We start from the raw sequence: 15,858 nt of genomic DNA on the forward strand, positions 1-15,858 counted from the left end.
GTCCACGACCACCGTGACGTCCGCACCAGTCACGCTCCAGCAGCCGACGCCGCGGGTGAGAACGCTCTCGCGATCGAACTCTGGCGCACCACCTGCGGGCTCGAGCGCGTAAGAAGGCAAGGGCTCGGCATCGTCCCATCCGACGAACACTCCGCCGCCGTCCGCAAGTATCCGCACGCTCAACACCGCGTCGGCATACCTGAACCGCGCACCGCCGCGGATCTCCTCGGCGTCCTGGAGCAGGCCAGGCGTGCGCCGCGTTCGCGTCGCCGGCAAGGAACGCTGACGGTCGGCGGCGTCGAGACGAGCACGATAGGCGGAGTACCACAACGCCCGAACGCCGTTCGCCAGACCCACCTGCCGAGCCGATCGCAGCAGGCCGCGGAACCGATCGGCGTACGTTTCACCTGGACGGCGGCGAAAGTGGCGGGTCCAACCCGGAGTTGAGTGTGGTGCTATTCCGGGTTGCGCCGTCTTGTCGGTACGAGCGGTGACAGCCACAGAGTCGGGCATGGTTTCCATCCGGCGGGACGGCTCCTTTCGGGGCCTCTGATCGACGTACGACGTACGACGGTCGATACGGCGGACAAGTTGCGGAAAAAGGCGGCAGTCTCGCGGATATTCGGCGATAGTCACGCGGCAGGATCTCGATGTCACTTGATAGTGGATCGACTGAGTGAGAGCATCTTCTGATGCCGCGCTCGTTTCCAGATCGCTTCCTGTGGGGAACATCCACCGCCGCTCATCAGGTAGAAGGCGGAAACGTCAACAACGACTGGTGGACGTGGGAGCAGCAGGGGCGTATCAAGACCGGCGACACCGCGGCCGTCGCATGCGACCACTGGAACCGCTTCAGAGAAGACTTCGATCTGCTCTCGGGCCTCAGCACCAACGCGCACCGGCTTTCAATCGAGTGGTCACGGGTCGAGCCGGAGCCCGGAAGGTTCGACCAGGAAGCGATCGAGCACTACCGCGCCGTACTCACCGACCTTCGAGAGCGCGGCATCGCGACCATGGTCACGTTGCACCACTTCACCTCGCCCACCTGGTTCATCGCACAAGGTGGCTGGCTGGATCGGACAGCCGTCCAACGCTGGTTGCCGTTCGTCCGCCGCGTGGCCGTCGAGCTGGGCACGTTGGTGTCGCTCTGGTGCACGATCAACGAGCCCAACGTCTACGCCTATCAAGGGTGGCTGACGGGCGAGTTCCCGCCAGGCAAGAAGGGCGACGTGGTGGGGATGTTCAGAGTGCTGGCGAATCTTCGCCGGGCACACGAGGCCGCCTACGCGGAGTTGAAGCGCCGCACCCCTGACGTGCCGATCGGACTGGCGCAGCACAAGTGGCTGATGCTGCCGAAGACCAGGACCTGGCTGGATCGCCTGGCTGCCTGGGTGGCGGACGCGTCCATGAGTCGATGGCCGGACGGCCTACGGTTGCGCCGCGTCGCCGACGCGGCCGGCGACTATGTGGGCCTCAACCACTACAGCGGATCCTTGGTGTCGTTCTCACTCCGGCATCCCGGAGAAGTGTTCATCCATCGCACCAATCCACCGGGCGTCCCGGTCAGCGACTTCGACTGGGCGATCCACCCACCATGGCTGGGAATCGCGCTGGAGGACTTGCGTTCGACCGGAAAGCCGATCTACGTCACCGAGAACGGTGTCGCCACGGCCGACGACGCTGTCCGCCAAGGCTTCCTGCCGGCGATGCTGGGCGAGGTGTGGAAAGCGATCGATCAGGGACTTGACGTACGCGGATACTTCCACTGGAGCTCGATGGACAACTTCGAATGGGCCTACGGATACTCCATGCGCTTCGGACTGATCGACGTCGATCGCGAGTCGATGCGGCGAACGGTCAAGCCCAGTGGCCGAATCTACGCCGAGATCGCCCGAGTCAACCAGCTGCCAGAGCCCGGAGACGAGACCGTCAAGCCGACCTGAAGGCCGTCCCGGATGGGTTCGGCGCTGTCGCTCTCAATCCCCTAGTGGCCGAGGTTGACCTGTGCCCTGTGGTGGTCACCCTTCTCGATCAGGTCGACGAACCCGAGGGCGTAGTCCGCGGCGGAGATTGCACCGCCGTCCTCGGGCTGCACGGCGACCTCGTCGCCGAGCCGATAACGACCGAGTCGTTCGGCGGGCATATGTGCGCCGAACCTGAGCGCGGGGCTCACGTAGACCCAGTCGAGTGTCGCGGGCGTGGCCGGGAGGTCCTCGATGATGAACGCCGCTCCGTCGCGGATCTCGTCGTGGAGCTCCGCGGGGATGAGGCCGAGGTGGCTGGGGTCGTTGACGAAGCGATCCGCTGCGGGCGCAGGGCGCAGCGACGAGGCGCCGCCGACGATGAACAGGCGTACGCGTGCGGCATCGGCCAGCCGCGCGATGGTGCGGTGGACGTCGCGGGCGTGGCCGACCAGCGGGCCGCGTGGGGCGATTGCGTCCACGACGATGTCGGAACCCTCGATGGCCGAAGACAGCGCTGCTTCGTCGGTGGCGTCGCCCTGGACATAGGTCACGCTCGGGATGGGCGCGTGGGGGAGCGAGCGGCTCAGCGCGGTGACCTGGTGACCGCGAGCAGCGGCCTCCGTGGTGATGGCCGAACCGGCATAGCCGGTGCCGCCGATGACGGTAATGCGAGACATGAGGTGCCTTTCTACGGAAGGGGTGGCATCGGACGATGCGCTGCGATTACCGTATGAGGGCAACTCTCTAATGGGAAGAAGGCACTTTGTGGTAACCACCCCGGCCGAGTCGGTACTCAGCGGCAGCCCTTACCGCGCGGACTGCCCGACTCGCCCCATCCTGGATCGCATCGGCGACCGTTGGACGGTGCTCATCGTGGGCGCCCTCTGGGACGGCAGCGTCCGCTTCGGAGAGTTGCGCCGACGCATCGCAGGCATCTCGCAGAAGATGCTCACCCAGACTCTCCGCGGGCTCGAACGGGACGGGCTCGTGCGCCGCACCGTCTTCCCCGACGTTCCGGTCCGCGTCGAGTACACGCTCACCGAGGCGGGCCGCACCCTGCGCGAGCCGCTGCGCGCGCTGGAGGAATGGTCGATCGCGCACCTCGGCGACGTGTCCGCGGCACAGGAAGCCTACGACCGCGCGGATCGACCTCCTCCTGACTCCACGGATCGCGATAAGTAACACTGCGATATCCGGGCAGACTCGAAGCATTCTGTAACAGTGCGCATTCGGCTCGTCACATTCGCGTACTCCCCGGTACGTCACGTTTGCCGTCCGCGTTCGGGGTATGCCAGCCTCACGGAATCGCACGTATGGTGGGTGTCTTGAGCTGGCAGAACGCAGATCTGGAGCAGGCGGCATGAGCATGATCAGAGCCGCCGGCGTGGATCCGTTCGCGCATCCTGCTCTGTTCTACCGCTCGGACGAGGAGTATCTCGCCGGCCTGGTGCCGTTCGTCGTCGAGGGGCTGGCTCGCGAGCACCCGGTCGCGGTCGCCGTGCCCGGGGAGCGGCTGCGGATTCTGCGCGACGCGCTGGCAGCCGGAGCCGTCGACAGCGAGGTCACGCTGATCGACATGACCGAAGCCGGGCGCAATCCCGGCCGCATCATCGCGGGCGTGCTGCGCAAGTTCGCCGACGCCCATGGTCGTTCCGGCCGGCACGTTCGCATCATCGGTGAGCCGATCTGGCCCGGCCGCCACCAGCGGGAGTACCCCGCCTGCGTCCAGCACGAGGCGCTGATCAACGCGGCGTTCGCCGGGCGCGATGTCACGATCCTGTGCCCGTACGACGTCACCGGGCTCGACTCGCGTGCGATCGCCGACGCCCAGCAGACGCACCCGGTCGTCTGGGAGGACGGCCGGCGGTACGGCAGCGACAGCTACAGTCCGGACACCGCGATCGCGCGGTACAACCAGCCGTTGCGCGAACCCGCGCCCGAGTCGGCACGGGAGTCCGAGCTGGTGATCGGCTCGGTCGACCAGATCCTGCCGGCCCGGAGCCACGCGCTCGAACAGGCCGGCCGCCTCGGCCTACCGGCCGCACGACTGCCCGATCTGCAGCTGATCGTGTCCGAGCTCGTCACCAACAGCCTCGTACATGCCAACGGTGGTTGCCGGCTGCGCATCTGGCGCGATCACGACCACCTGGTCTGCGAGGTCGTCGACGACGGCCGGCTGACCGACTCGCTGGCCGGCCGCAGACCGGCGCCACCCGATCAGATGGGCGGGCGTGGCTTGCTGATGGTCAACGACCTGGCCGATCTGGTGCGTACGCACACCACGCCACACGGCACCACCCAACGCGCCTACGTAGGCTTCCACCCCGCCTGAGTCGCCGCTTTCTCCAGAGCGACTTCGTAGGATGGACGGGTCACGGATTCCAGTCGGGGACGAGGTGGAGCGTGCGCGCGTTCGGCGAGCTCGAGGCCGCGATCATGCGGTGCTTGTGGTCGTCGGACGAGGTCATGACGGTCCGCGAGGTCAGGGACGCCCTGAGTGAGGAACGCGACTGCGCCTACACCACGGTGATGACGGTGATGGACAACCTTCACACCAAGGGCTGGGTCGAACGTGAGAAGTCGGGAAAGGCGTTCTGGTACTGGCCGGCAGCGACCCAGGAGGAATACACCGCGGGGCTGATGACCGAGGCACTCGGCACCAGTGTCGACCGGCAGGCGGCGTTCCTGCACTTCGTCAGCGAGATCTCGGCCGAGGACGCCGACGCTCTGCGCAGGGCGTTGCGCACGCTGAGCCGGCGGAAGTCCGCGCGGAAGCCGAGGCCCAAACGTACGTGACTGCTGAGCTCGCGGTCGTTGTCTACGTCGCTCTGATCGGGTTCGGAGCGCCGGCGGTCGTGGCCCGCTGGCGGTGGCTGGAACGGACGCCGAGGCTCGGCGTCGCCCTCTGGCTGGCGATGGCGTGGTCGATGGTCGCCGTGATCGTGCTGGCGGGCGTGACCGTCGCACTCGCCAGCGAAGCGGTCCGCGACTTCGTCGCCGAGTTGCTCAGGATCTGCACGCAGGTCCTCCACGAGCACAACGTGCACGTGCCGCTGAGCGCCATCGGTGGCGGCGTCTCCGCACTGCTCGTCGTTTCCTGGCTCGCGTTCCAGATCGGGCGCGACCTGCTGCGCGACCACAGCCTCCGCAACCGCCACAGCACCGCCGTGGCCATCCTCGGCCGCCGCGACGACGAACTCGATGCCACCGTCGTCGACCACCCGGACGTGACGTCGTACTGCATCCCCGGACGCAGGGGCCGGATCGTCGTGTCCTCGGGCGCGATCGAGGCGCTCGGGCCGGGCGAACTGGCCGCGATGATCGCCCACGAACGAGCGCACCTGGACGGCAGGCACCATCTCCTGATCGGTGCCGCCCGGATCGTACGCGCGGCGTTCCCGTTCCTCCCCGCGGCCCGGCGCGCGCCGGGTGCGGTCGCGTTCTTCGTGGAGCGCCTCGCCGACGAGCGGGCCAGCCGCCGGCACGACCGGGGCGACGTGGCCTCGGCGCTGCTCACGGCTGTCAGGGCCAAGGTGCCGGGCGGCACGCTGGGCATCGGCGGTGAGACCGTGTCGAGGCGTCTCCTCGGACTGCTGGAGCCTGTCACGCCGGTTTCCTGGAAAGCCAAGCTGGCCGGCCTGGCCACGCTGGCGCTGTTCGCCGCGGTGCCGCTGGCGCTCGTCGCGGCGTCCGCGATCGAAGTCGTTCTCGAACACTGCCCGCTGCCGTTCGGCTGACGGGCGACCACCATCGACTATCGGACTTAGTAGGTCGGATTGGTTCCGGCGGCGTTACGGCCACGACCTCTAAGCCGACAAGGGGTTTCGCCACAATCTACGAACGCCCTTAGTAGACAACTGGCAGCTTGTGTCCACCCGCGGCCAATGTCGGATCCGTTGTCTTGACGCGACGTCCACACAGTCTCACGCTGTGGTGATCAATCCGTCTTGGCCCGGGAGGGGTCCGACAATGCGTATGAAGGCACTTCCGCTGATCGCGGCTGCCGTTCTGGCCGTACTGGCGATCCCAGGCACGGCATCGGCCAACCACTCATGGGGAAACTACCACTGGGCGAGGTCCCAGAATCCGTTCACCGTGTCCCTCGGCGACAACGTGAGCAGCGCCTGGGACTCCTACCTCTCGGTCGCGAGTGGCGACTGGACCCGGTCGACAGTACTCGACACGAGGGTCGTCTCCGGCGGGTCGAACAGCAGCTGCCGGCCGACGAGCGGCCGCGTCGAGGTCTGCAACCGGACGTACGGAAGCACCGGATGGCTCGGCGTCGCGCAGATCTGGGCCAACGGCTCACACATCACGCAGGGCACCGTGCGACTCAACGACACGTACTTCAACACCGCGACCTACAACACGCCTGCCTGGCGCCAGCTCGTGACCTGCCAGGAGGTCGGCCACACGTTCGGGCTCGCCCACCAGGACGAGAACTTCAACAACCCGAACCTCGGCACCTGCATGGACTACACCAACAGCCCGGGTACCAACCAGCACCCGAACGCCCACGACTACGCGCAACTGGAGACGATCTACTCGCACCTCGACGCCGGGGCCACCAGCACCACGCGTCCCGGAAACGGCCGGCAGTCGCTGGACCGGCCCGCCGACTGGGGCCGGGCCGTCAGCCGGGCGAGCGACGGCACGTCGTCCTCCTACGTACGTGACCTCGGCAACGACCACAAGGTCTTCACGTTCGTGCTCTGGGTGCGCTGACCACAGAGGCGAACGCCTACCGAAGCAGGACGAGGCTGCCGGCCGTCCGGGGACGGATCGGCAGCCTCGAGGCGTTCGGCGTCGACCTGCGACGGCAACCGTTTCGGGTGGCACGGCAAGCGCCGGTCAGCCTTCGAGCCTGGGCAGTCCGCGAAACGTACGCCGCTCAGCGCTCGAGGCGCTGTTCGCCGGCGCGCTTTCGCAGGGCGGCCGCCAGCCAGATCAGGCTCGCGCCGACGAGCACGTGCAACGCGCTGGTCAGCGGGGTGTCCGGCAGCCGGGCCGCCACGGCGAAGACGGGGAAGCCGATGCCGTACGCCAGTACCGGCACCCGCGGGTAGACGCCGGCGCGCAGCATCGCGATCGCGAACAGGACGACGCCGGCCGCGAACACCGCGGCGCTGGCCAGCAATGCCGCTCTGGTCGCGCCGGCCAGGCTCACCTCGTCGAGGAAGAACACCGCCAGGTTCAGCGTGAACGCCGTGCCGCCGAACAGTCCGAGGCCGATCTGGTTCACCGCGTACCCGACCGCACCCAGCCTGCCGGACCCGCGGAGCTGGCCGAGCTGCAAGGCGGTGAGCAGCGGCATCGCCAACGCCGGCGAGACTCCGAGCACGACGCTGGTGGCCGCGGTTTCGCCGGTGAACGCCTCGATCGCGCCCGGGACCGCGATGAACAGGCCGCACAGTGCGCCGCAGACGGCGCCGAACCGCATCAGGAAGGTCATGGCCGGGACGCTAGGTCCGGCGATGGTCGCGGGATAAGTGCCGAACCGGCGAGACCCGCGGCCGGTCGTCACCGGCGGATGGTGCCGCCCGGCAGGTGCCGAACGGCATCTCGGCCAACCGCCCGCACCGGCCGTACTGTGCAAGCTATGACCTCCTCCCGACCGGTGCCGTGGGTCGCGCCGGTGCTGTACGGCGCGGTGCTCGTCGCCGGGCTGTACGCCGGGCTGGCCGGGCTCGGCGACACCCGTCCGGCCCTGTTCGCCGGTGGCCTGGCAGCGCTGCTCGGGCTCGAGCTGATCGAACGGCGACGGTGGCCGGCACACACACCGCCCTGGCCCGCGGCCGGGCTGCTGGCCCTGCGGCTCGCGTTGTTCGTCCTGGTGGCCTGGGCCGACGGGTCCGGGTTGTCGAAGGTGCTGTTCGTGCTGCTGCCGTTCCTGGCGTACTTCGCGTTCGGCCGCGTCGTCAGCATCGTGCTCGGCATCGCCTGCGTCGCAAGCGTCGCGAGCGGGTTCCAGCTGACCGTGCCGCAGTGGTACGGGCAGGCCGAGCCGGTCTCCGACCTGCTGATGTTCGGCATCGGCGTGGTTCTCGCGATCGCGATGGCGTCGGTGGCGGCCGAGGAACAGCGTGGCCGGGCCAGGCTGCAGGCGTACGCGTCCCAGGTCGCCGAGCTGTCCGCGACCGCCGAACGCAACCGCGTAGCCCGCGACATCCACGACGGGCTCGGACACCACCTCACGGCGATCGCGGTGCTGCTGGAGAAGTCCGCGACGTTCCGGACCAGCGATCCAGCCGGGTCCGACCAGGCACTCGACGACGCGCGGCGTTCGGCGCGGCGGGCGCTGGAGGACGTACGGCGATCGGTACGGACGATGCGCGAGGAGCCGACGCCGTTCCTGCTCGCGGAAGCGCTGGATCAACTGGTCCGCGAAGCCAATCCCGGACCGCCCGCGGTCACCCTCGAGTTCGCCGGCGACGAGCGCGCCCACGACCCGGCGACGCTGGTCGCGTTGCATCGCGCCGCGCAGGAAGGGCTGACGAACGCGCGCCGGCACGCATCGGCGACCAAGGTCACCGTCACCGTACGACTCGAACCGTCGTACGCGCGGCTGGTCGTGGTGGATGACGGCCACGGGATCGCACCTGGCCGGAACGGCTTCGGCCTGCTCGGCATGCGCGAACGCGTGCAACTGGCCGGCGGGCGCGTCGAGATCGACGGCGGGCCAGGCGGCGGCACGCGGCTCACGGTCAGCATCCCCGGCGGACGACGCCATGACTGACGACACCGTCCGCGTCCTCGTCGTCGACGACCAGCGGCTGATCCGCGAGAGCATCGCGTCCCTGCTGGACATCCAGCCCGGCATCGAGGTGGCCGCCACGGCCGCCGACGGACGCGAGGCGATCGAACGGGCGCTGGAGTCTCGGCCGGACGTGATCCTGATGGACGTACGGATGCCGACCATGGACGGGATCGACGCCGTAGCCGTGCTGCGTACCCGCCTGCCGGAGTGCCGCGTGGTCATGCTCACCACGTTCGACGACGAGACGTACGTGGTGGACGCGCTGCGGGCAGGCGCCGCCGGCTATCTGCTGAAGGACCTGCCGGCGCGTGAACTGGCCCAGGCGGTGCGGCTCACGCACGCGGGGGTGGCACCGTTCGACCCGGCGGCGGCGGCCAGGCTGAGCGCCGCGCTGGCCGGTGGCACACGTACGGCCGTCGACTCGGATTCCGTTCCCGCGTTGACGGATCGCGAGCTCGACGTCCTACGACTGGTCGCGAGCGGCTCGACGAACCGCGAAATCGCGGCCCGGCTGTATCTGAGTGAGGGAACGGTCAAGAACCACATCTCTCGCATCCTCGGCCGCCTGGGCCTACGCGACCGAACCCAGGCGGCGATCTACGCCCGCGACCACGGCCTGCTCTAGCCCTCGTTCACTCTCTGCGGCCGGGTTTGGCGGCCCACGCGAACGCGGCGGCCAGGAAGGCGCAGCCGGCCAGGACGGCGAACACGAACGGGTAGCCGCCAAGCGTGTTGGCGATCGCGGTGCCGGCCCATGGCGCCGAGGCGGTCGCGAGGAGGACAGGGGCCGACAGGATTCCGTTGAGGGTGCCGTAGTGGGCTTCGCCCCAGCGATCGCTGATGGCGGTGGCCTGCAGGAGGGTGAACAGACCACGCGTGGCGCCCACCAGGATGGCGACCGTGACCAGCAGCCAGGCCGGTCCGGGCAGGAGCCCGAGGAGGGCGGTCATCGTGGCGCCGGAGCACAGGATGAGGGCGGTGCGCCCGCGGATGCTGGTGTAGCGGGCGATCGGTGCGTAGAAGAGGCGCCCACAGACCTGCCCGGCACCGCTGAGCCCGAGCGCGAGTGCTGCGGTCTCGAGGCTCAGGCCGCGTCCGGTGAGGAGGGGGATCTGGTTGACGATGACGGCGTACACGGCGAACGAGGCCAGGCTCATCGCGATCGCCAGCATGACGAACGGGCGGCTGCGGGCCACCTGATCGGGTGCGTGCTGCGGCTCGTTCGTCCGCCTCTCCAGGCGCGGCCACGGCCCGCGCAACCCGATGGCGTGGGCGGGAATGGTGACCAGCGCGAGGACGACGGCCAGCAGGAGGTACGTGGGCCGCCACCCGAGCCGCGTGACGAGTGCCGCGGTGAGCGGGGCGAAGACAGTGCTCGACAGCCCAGCGATCAGGGTGACCCCGGTCAGCGCGGTGACCCGGCGCGGCCCCCACCATCTGGTGAGTGCGGCGAACGCCGGCTGGTACAGCACCGCCGCCATCGCCGCACCGGCAGCGATCCAGCCGGCGAAGAACCACCCGAGGTTGCCGGCGTTCGCGATCACCACGGTGGCCGGAACCGCGAGCACCGACCCCGCGGTCATGACCATGCGCGGCCCGTGCCGGTCCAGCAACCGGCCGACGGGAACCCCGACCACGGCGGCGGTGATCTGACTGACCGAGAACGCCGCGGTGACGGCACTGGTGGACCAGCCGGTGTCGCGGCCGATCGTGGGCGCGAGCACGGTGAACGCGTAGTAGAGCACGCCCCAGCTGGTGATCTCGGTCAGGCACAGCACGACCAGGACGCGGCGCAGCCCGGCTTGCGTCAGCTGGGCCCTTGCCGCGTCCCGGGTGGTTGCCGCCTCCGTCACGAGCAGCTCAGAACCGGGCCGGCGAGCATGCTGCGGGCCCGCTCGTACCGGTCACGTCTAGGAGAGTGGGTGCACGGCCGTAACTCGTCATCCTCTACCAGGTACACCCCTGGCTGGGGCTGCGCCAACTCACGACGAGCAGCGGCTGGTCGCCCGCGACCAGGTAGCCGGCGTCGGGAGTCACGGAACTAGAGTCCGATCGACCAGGAGCGACGCCGTCGAGCAACGATGCGGATCTCGTGGTCGGGGACTTCGGACTGGATGCGGAGGTGGCATGGCCGAGGGATGGCATCGCCTGGTCGGGACGTTCACGGGCGTGGTGTTCATCACGGTGGCCGTACTGCCGTTGGCCGCGCTGGTGGTGTGGTTGCTGGCCCGCCGCCGGAGCGCCCTGGGCAGCCCTGCGCCATGGCGGAAATCGCTGGCCGAGGTCGGCATCGTCTACGGAACGGTGCCGTGGGTCTGGATGATCATGTTGCCGGGCGAGCATGCCGGCGCCGTCCCCGGCCGGCTGAGCCTGCTACCGCTGCGGGACCTGCTCACGATCCTCGCTGACGAGCCGGCCACGGCGACGCGCCAGGTCGTCGGCAACCTGCTGGTGTTCGCGGCGCTGGGGTTCTTCGCTCCACTGCGGTTCGCGGCGCTGGCGTCCATGCCGCGGATCTTGGCGCTTGCGGTGGGCTGCTCGGTCCTGGTCGAGATCGCGCAGTACGTGCTGCGGCTGGACCGGGTGTCGTCTGTGGATGACGTCCTGCTCAACGCCGCCGGTGCCGGGCTGGCCGCGCTGGCGTCACGCCACTGGTGGCGCGCGACGCCCAACGCGTCGACTGACCGACCTCACTCGGACCAGGTGCCGCGCCCCTGAGCCCCTACCCGACGCCGCCGGCACCCGATCGACGCGACCAGCTCGCCTGCACGGGGACGAGCGGTTACGGGGGTGGAGGTTGTCCGGTGTACGCGGACCCCGCCGGGCACCCGTTCTGCCTGTATCCGGCCAGCTGAGGCGCAGCGCGCGGCTCAGCCCGCTCCAGCGGCACTCACCTCCAGGTAGTCGACGTTGGGGAGGCCGGCTGTGGTGGTCGGGTCGAGGCGGATGGTGTTGGGGCCGGCGGTGAGTTGGGCGGTCAGTGTCTTGGTGGCCCACGTGGTCCAGGCGCCGGTGGACTCGAACGAAACCGACCCCACCATGGAGCCGTTGACGATCAGGTTCGCGGGTCGTGCGAGGCCGCCGCTTGCGCCGTTGGCGAAGCGGACGCCCAGCGTCCCCTGGCCGGCCGTGGCCGACGAGACCGTGAACTGGGCGTAGGCACCCACCGCTGCGGTGCCGTCGCAGAAGCCGGTGCCGGAGAAGCCGGTGTGGTTGGAGGCAATCGCACCCTGACACACCGCCGGCGCAGCCTCCACCTCGTAACGACCCGCGACCGGGGGCGGAGGCGCGTCGGTGGAGGTTTTGACGAGCGAAAGGTCGTCCGCGAAGAGGAAGCCGTTGCTGCTCGCCGCGCGGATGGTGACGGTGGCCGGTCCGGCCGGCAGCGGGATGTCCGCGAGTTCGCGCCGCGTCCAGCCGCTGGAGGCCGGGATGGTGAGCGTGCGCGAGCCACCGCTGCCGTCGGTGACCGTCAGCTGCGCGGCGCTCAGCGAGCCGGTGGTCCTGGCGAAGAGCGACATCCGGTACGTGCCCGCCGGCACGGTGATCTGCTGCCGCACGCCACCCGCGTATGACTGGGTGGCGCCGATCTGCAGCGCGAAGCGCGACCCGTTCGCACCGCCGCTGACGTTGGTCACGGCGTTCGGCCCGGACTCGGCGAAGCTGGTCCATCCGGTCACGGGGGAGGTGATGATGCGGTCGGCCTGGAACCCGGGGTTGAGGACGTAGTTGTTCGCCGGCCCGACGCGCCACTCGCCGGTCGTGGCGTTCAACTGCCACTGGCTCACCGAGTGGAACTGCGGCCGCGCGCCGGTCTTGGTCACCGGCATCCACTGGTTGTATCCGATGCCGTTCCAGGCGAAGTCGGCCCAGCGGTCGCCGGCGAAGATGACCGTTGTCTGCTTGGTGCCCTTGACCGTGACGAAGAACCCGGTCTGGGTCACGTGGCTGTAGTCCAGCTCGGTGCCGGCAAGCGTGTACTCGCTGGTGTACGTGCCCTGGATGTTGCCGCCGGTCGACTCGATGACGTGCGAAACGGACGAATTCCAGCCGTGCAGGTCCGACGAGGCGTGGTAGTACCTGCCGTCGAGCTTGAACATGGCGTTGCCCTCGCGGCCGCAGCCGGAGCAGTACCCGATCTGCACCGCCGGTTCCGCGTACAGCGAGTCCGACTCCCGCAGCTTGGAGACGAAGGCGCGGGCGCGCCCGGAGGAGTTGGAGAAGATCAGGTAGTCCTTGCCGTCGTCGTCGGTGAAGACGGTCTGGTCTCCGGTGCCCGGTGTTGGTGAGTTGACGATCTGGGCCTGGGTGGCGGCGTGCACGAAGGTGCCGGTGGGTGAGTCACCCTGCAGGAAGACGATCCCGCCAGGCCCTTGCACGACAAGGACGTACTTGCGGGTGTTCTCGTTGTAGGAGACGCCGAGGCGTCCTACCCAACCGCCGTTGGTGAAGGGAGCCGTGGAACGGGTGGCGACGTTGTTCTCGAACGTCCAGTTCACCAGGTCCTTCGACGAGTAGACCGGGATCGAGACGAACGTGACGTCGTTGTCGTACTGCCTCGTCGGATTCGCCTGGTAGAGCTCGGCGCCGACGTAGTGCACGCCGTACCAGTAGTAGGTGTCCCCGAACTTGAAGATGCCGCCACCCTGCGAATAGATGGGATTGCCACTCGTGTCATACCTGAAGGAGTCGTTCGTGATGGTCTGGAACGTCCCTTCGTCAGCCGCTTCCCGGCTCTCCAGGCCGCCGCTGGTCGTGCTGCCGGACTGCTCGAAGGCGCCGAGGTCGGGCGCGGATCCGTGGTACGGCAGGCCGACATCGGTGCCCTTGTCGATCAGCGTGCTGTTGGCTGCGAGCCGGAGGTTGGGCAGCACAGGCAGGCTGCCGTCGGCTTGGCGGCGGGCGTCCCAGCCGGAGGTCGACACGCTCTGGAACTGCGCGTCCGACAGTGCGATGCCGAGGTCCCAGGTGTTGTACGCGGAGCTCGTGCCGGTCAGGTTCGACGTCAGGGTCCCGGTGTAGGCGATGTTGTTGCGCAGGTTGCCCCGGCCGACGGCACCGCCGCTGGAGTCGACGCCGAGCATGTTGTAGTCGGGGTGGTTTCCGTAGCTCGTGTTGTTGAAGTAGTCGTTGGCCACGGGATGGTGGTTTGCGTAGAAACCCGCGGCCCGGTTGGCGAAGGCCACCGAGAGGCGGACGGTGTGCTTGACGGCGTTGGCGTCGTAGTCGCCGCCGTAGCCGCCGGCCTTGAAGCCGTTTCCGTTGCCCGCCGCCGTCGTGGTTCCGGGAACGTAGCCGTTGCGCCACGCCCACGAACGCTCGATGAGCACGGAGGAGTAGGTGGAGATGAGGTCGAACCCGTCGTCGGCGTTCCACCACGCGCGGCAACCCCGGAACACGTTCCCGGCGCTGCCGGCCGGCGAGTAGTGCGAGCCGAACCCGTCCGCGTTCTCGCCGGGACCGTCGGAGCTGCGCAGGTCGTAGTTGTCGTGCGAGTCCGAGTTGACGACGAGGTTGCCGCCTCCGCCGTTGATGAACAGGCCGGTTCCCATGATGTGGTGGATGTCGAGCTGTTCGAACGTGTTGCCGCTGCCCGAGATCCAGACTCCCCAGGACTCGGCGTTCAGATCGTTGTTCTGCGGAACGCCTTTGATTTCCAGCCCTTTGAGATGGATCCGGCTGCCGGTGACGTCGAAGCCCTTGATCCGGCAGTTGTCGGTCATCCGCGAGAAGTCGAAGACCGGACGTTCTCCCGGGTAGGCCCAGTAGCGGATCGGGCTTCCCGCACTGCCGCTCTTGTTCAGCGTGATCGCGTCGACTCGGGCGGTCTGGCTCGAGCAGGAGCTGTTCGCGCGGGTGTAGGCGTAGGTGCCGCCGCGAAGGTAGACGGTGTCGCCCGGCTGGGCCGCCGACTGTGCGCGGGCGATCGACGCCCAGGGCGCGGCCTGGGTGCCGGCAGCGCTGTCGTTGCCGTTCGGCGCCACGTAATAGGCGTTCGCAGCTTCGGCGGGGCTCGTCGTGAGGGCCGTGAGCAGGAGGGCTCCGGCCAGTATCGTGGAGGTTTTCATACGTTGAGGAATCCGTCCATGGCCGCGGTGGGCCGCCGGGTGCTGGGGTCCCAGGCGGAGCTTCCGTAACTGGTGAACGGCGAGTAGCCCTCGGGTTCCCAGTAGAACGTGCCGAGGCCGCCGAAGCCCTTGATGCCGGTGATGAACTGGCGCAGCGAGTCGCGTACCTGGGTGGGTTTGCCGAGCGGGCCGCCGTACTCCACCTGCATGACCGGCTTGCCGTAGTTCGACTGGATGGTACGCATGTTGGCCAGCACGGGCGCGACGTTGCCGCCCTGAGCGTAGGACGACAGGCCGGTGATGTCCCAGCGGCCGCCGTTCGACCTGTAGGCGTTGAGGAAGTTCTGGATGCTGTCGAGGTTCTGCGGCTGCGCGAGATGCACGAGCACGGGCGTGTTGGGGAAGACCTGCTTGGACATGTCGTACGCGGCGTTCAGCAGGCCGGTCATCTGGGCGGGCCGGCTGATGCTGCCGGTCGGCTTGCAGATGCCCGAGTTGGTCTCGTTGCCGATCTTCACCCACGCCGGGGTGACGCCGTAGTACTTGACGACGTTCAGCGAGTGGTAGACGTAGTCGTACATCGCCTGGAGCATCTGGCTGTACGACATGCTCGCCCAGGCCGCGGGCGGGTTCTGGACGCCGACGGAGTTCCAGGTGTCGCCGAAGTGGAAGCCGATCAGCACCTGCAGGCCGGCGTTCTTGCACCGCACGGCCATGGCCGCGGTCTCCTCGATACCGCAGTGCCCGTTGGCCGGGTCACTGGACGGATTGACCCACGTACGCAGGCTGACCGCCGTGATGCCGTACCCCTTGAGGATGGTGAACAGGTCCTGGCGCTGTCCGGAGCTGTTGTTCCAGTAGTAGCCGCCGGCCTCCATCTGTGGCATCCAGCTGATGTCGGCGCCTTTCACGAACGTCGCGGCCTGCGCCGGCTGGGCCAGGCCACCTGCCGCGCCGAGCGCGAGCGTGCCCGTGCCGGCGGCCGCGCCGAGCAGGACGGCACGCCGGGACACCTGGGCAGGCACGGACGAATCCCTTCCAGTCATCGCGAAATCCCTTCGCTGATGGA

14 protein-coding genes are annotated in these 15,858 nt (G+C 68.6%); 9 read left to right on the plus strand and 5 right to left on the minus strand.

Going from position 1 to position 15,858, the window contains the following annotated elements; genetic code table 11:
* Positions 1-692: 692 nt before the first annotated feature.
* On the plus strand, positions 693-1,943 hold the full coding sequence (locus ACYVF6_RS00220; protein ID WP_460514409.1) for a glycoside hydrolase family 1 protein: 1,251 nt from the start codon (positions 693-695) through the stop codon (positions 1,941-1,943).
* A gap of 41 nt (positions 1,944-1,984) precedes the next feature.
* Here the strand turns inward: ACYVF6_RS00220 and ACYVF6_RS00225 are convergent, their stop codons facing one another.
* Positions 1,985-2,641: an NAD(P)-dependent oxidoreductase gene (locus ACYVF6_RS00225; RefSeq protein WP_460514411.1), complete on the minus strand. Its 657-nt coding sequence runs from the start codon at positions 2,639-2,641 to the stop codon at positions 1,985-1,987.
* A 70-nt stretch (positions 2,642-2,711) separates the two neighbouring features.
* On the opposite strand from ACYVF6_RS00225, the gene ACYVF6_RS00230 reads away from it, so the two are divergent.
* The 5 genes from ACYVF6_RS00230 (at position 2,712) to ACYVF6_RS00250 (ending at position 6,689) form a co-directional block, all read left to right on the plus strand.
* Complete coding sequence (locus ACYVF6_RS00230; protein WP_460514511.1) at positions 2,712-3,146, plus strand: winged helix-turn-helix transcriptional regulator; 435 nt, start codon at positions 2,712-2,714, stop codon at positions 3,144-3,146.
* Positions 3,147-3,324: 178 nt separating this feature from the next.
* Positions 3,325-4,296 carry an anti-sigma factor RsbA family regulatory protein gene (locus ACYVF6_RS00235; protein WP_460514413.1) on the plus strand — a complete coding sequence of 324 codons (972 nt, stop codon included), beginning with the start codon at positions 3,325-3,327 and terminating at the stop codon, positions 4,294-4,296.
* 71 nt (positions 4,297-4,367) lie between these two features.
* Complete coding sequence (locus tag ACYVF6_RS00240; protein WP_460514415.1) at positions 4,368-4,760, plus strand: BlaI/MecI/CopY family transcriptional regulator; 393 nt, start codon at positions 4,368-4,370, stop codon at positions 4,758-4,760.
* The gene (locus tag ACYVF6_RS00245; RefSeq protein WP_460514416.1) at positions 4,757-5,701 is read left to right on the plus strand and encodes a M56 family metallopeptidase; all 945 of its coding nucleotides are present in this window, start codon (positions 4,757-4,759) and stop codon (positions 5,699-5,701) included. Before ACYVF6_RS00240 ends, ACYVF6_RS00245 begins: the two co-directional genes overlap by 4 nt.
* A 238-nt stretch (positions 5,702-5,939) precedes the next feature.
* Positions 5,940-6,689, plus strand: a complete 750-nt coding sequence (locus ACYVF6_RS00250) for a zinc metalloprotease (RefSeq protein WP_460514418.1) — start codon at positions 5,940-5,942, stop codon at positions 6,687-6,689.
* 166 nt (positions 6,690-6,855) lie between these two features.
* Here the strand turns inward: ACYVF6_RS00250 and ACYVF6_RS00255 are convergent, their stop codons facing one another.
* The gene (locus ACYVF6_RS00255; protein ID WP_460514420.1) at positions 6,856-7,416 is read right to left on the minus strand and encodes a hypothetical protein; all 561 of its coding nucleotides are present in this window, start codon (positions 7,414-7,416) and stop codon (positions 6,856-6,858) included.
* A gap of 147 nt (positions 7,417-7,563) precedes the next feature.
* On the opposite strand from ACYVF6_RS00255, the gene ACYVF6_RS00260 reads away from it, so the two are divergent.
* Positions 7,564-8,700, plus strand: a complete 1,137-nt coding sequence (locus ACYVF6_RS00260; protein WP_460514422.1) for a sensor histidine kinase — start codon at positions 7,564-7,566, stop codon at positions 8,698-8,700.
* Positions 8,693-9,346 (plus strand): transcriptional regulator, encoded by a 654-nt coding sequence (locus ACYVF6_RS00265; protein ID WP_460514423.1) that lies wholly within the window; start codon positions 8,693-8,695, stop codon positions 9,344-9,346. Before ACYVF6_RS00260 ends, ACYVF6_RS00265 begins: the two co-directional genes overlap by 8 nt.
* A 7-nt stretch (positions 9,347-9,353) precedes the next feature.
* Here ACYVF6_RS00265 and ACYVF6_RS00270 read toward each other — a convergent pair whose 3' ends face one another.
* On the minus strand, positions 9,354-10,574 hold the full coding sequence (locus ACYVF6_RS00270; RefSeq protein ID WP_460514425.1) for an MFS transporter: 1,221 nt from the start codon (positions 10,572-10,574) through the stop codon (positions 9,354-9,356).
* A gap of 274 nt (positions 10,575-10,848) precedes the next feature.
* On the opposite strand from ACYVF6_RS00270, the gene ACYVF6_RS00275 reads away from it, so the two are divergent.
* Positions 10,849-11,439, plus strand: a complete 591-nt coding sequence (locus ACYVF6_RS00275) for a VanZ family protein (protein ID WP_460514427.1) — start codon at positions 10,849-10,851, stop codon at positions 11,437-11,439.
* A 152-nt stretch (positions 11,440-11,591) separates the two neighbouring features.
* On the opposite strand, the gene ACYVF6_RS00280 is transcribed toward ACYVF6_RS00275, so the two are convergent.
* Together ACYVF6_RS00280 and ACYVF6_RS00285 are read right to left on the minus strand one after the other, a co-directional pair.
* Positions 11,592-14,789: a right-handed parallel beta-helix repeat-containing protein gene (locus ACYVF6_RS00280; protein ID WP_460514429.1), complete on the minus strand. Its 3,198-nt coding sequence runs from the start codon at positions 14,787-14,789 to the stop codon at positions 11,592-11,594.
* Complete coding sequence (locus ACYVF6_RS00285) at positions 14,786-15,835, minus strand: glycosyl hydrolase 53 family protein (RefSeq protein ID WP_460514432.1); 1,050 nt, start codon at positions 15,833-15,835, stop codon at positions 14,786-14,788. Before ACYVF6_RS00285 ends, ACYVF6_RS00280 begins: the two co-directional genes overlap by 4 nt.
* Positions 15,836-15,858: the final 23 nt, after the last annotated feature.

This window comes from Flindersiella endophytica (assembly GCF_054779015.1).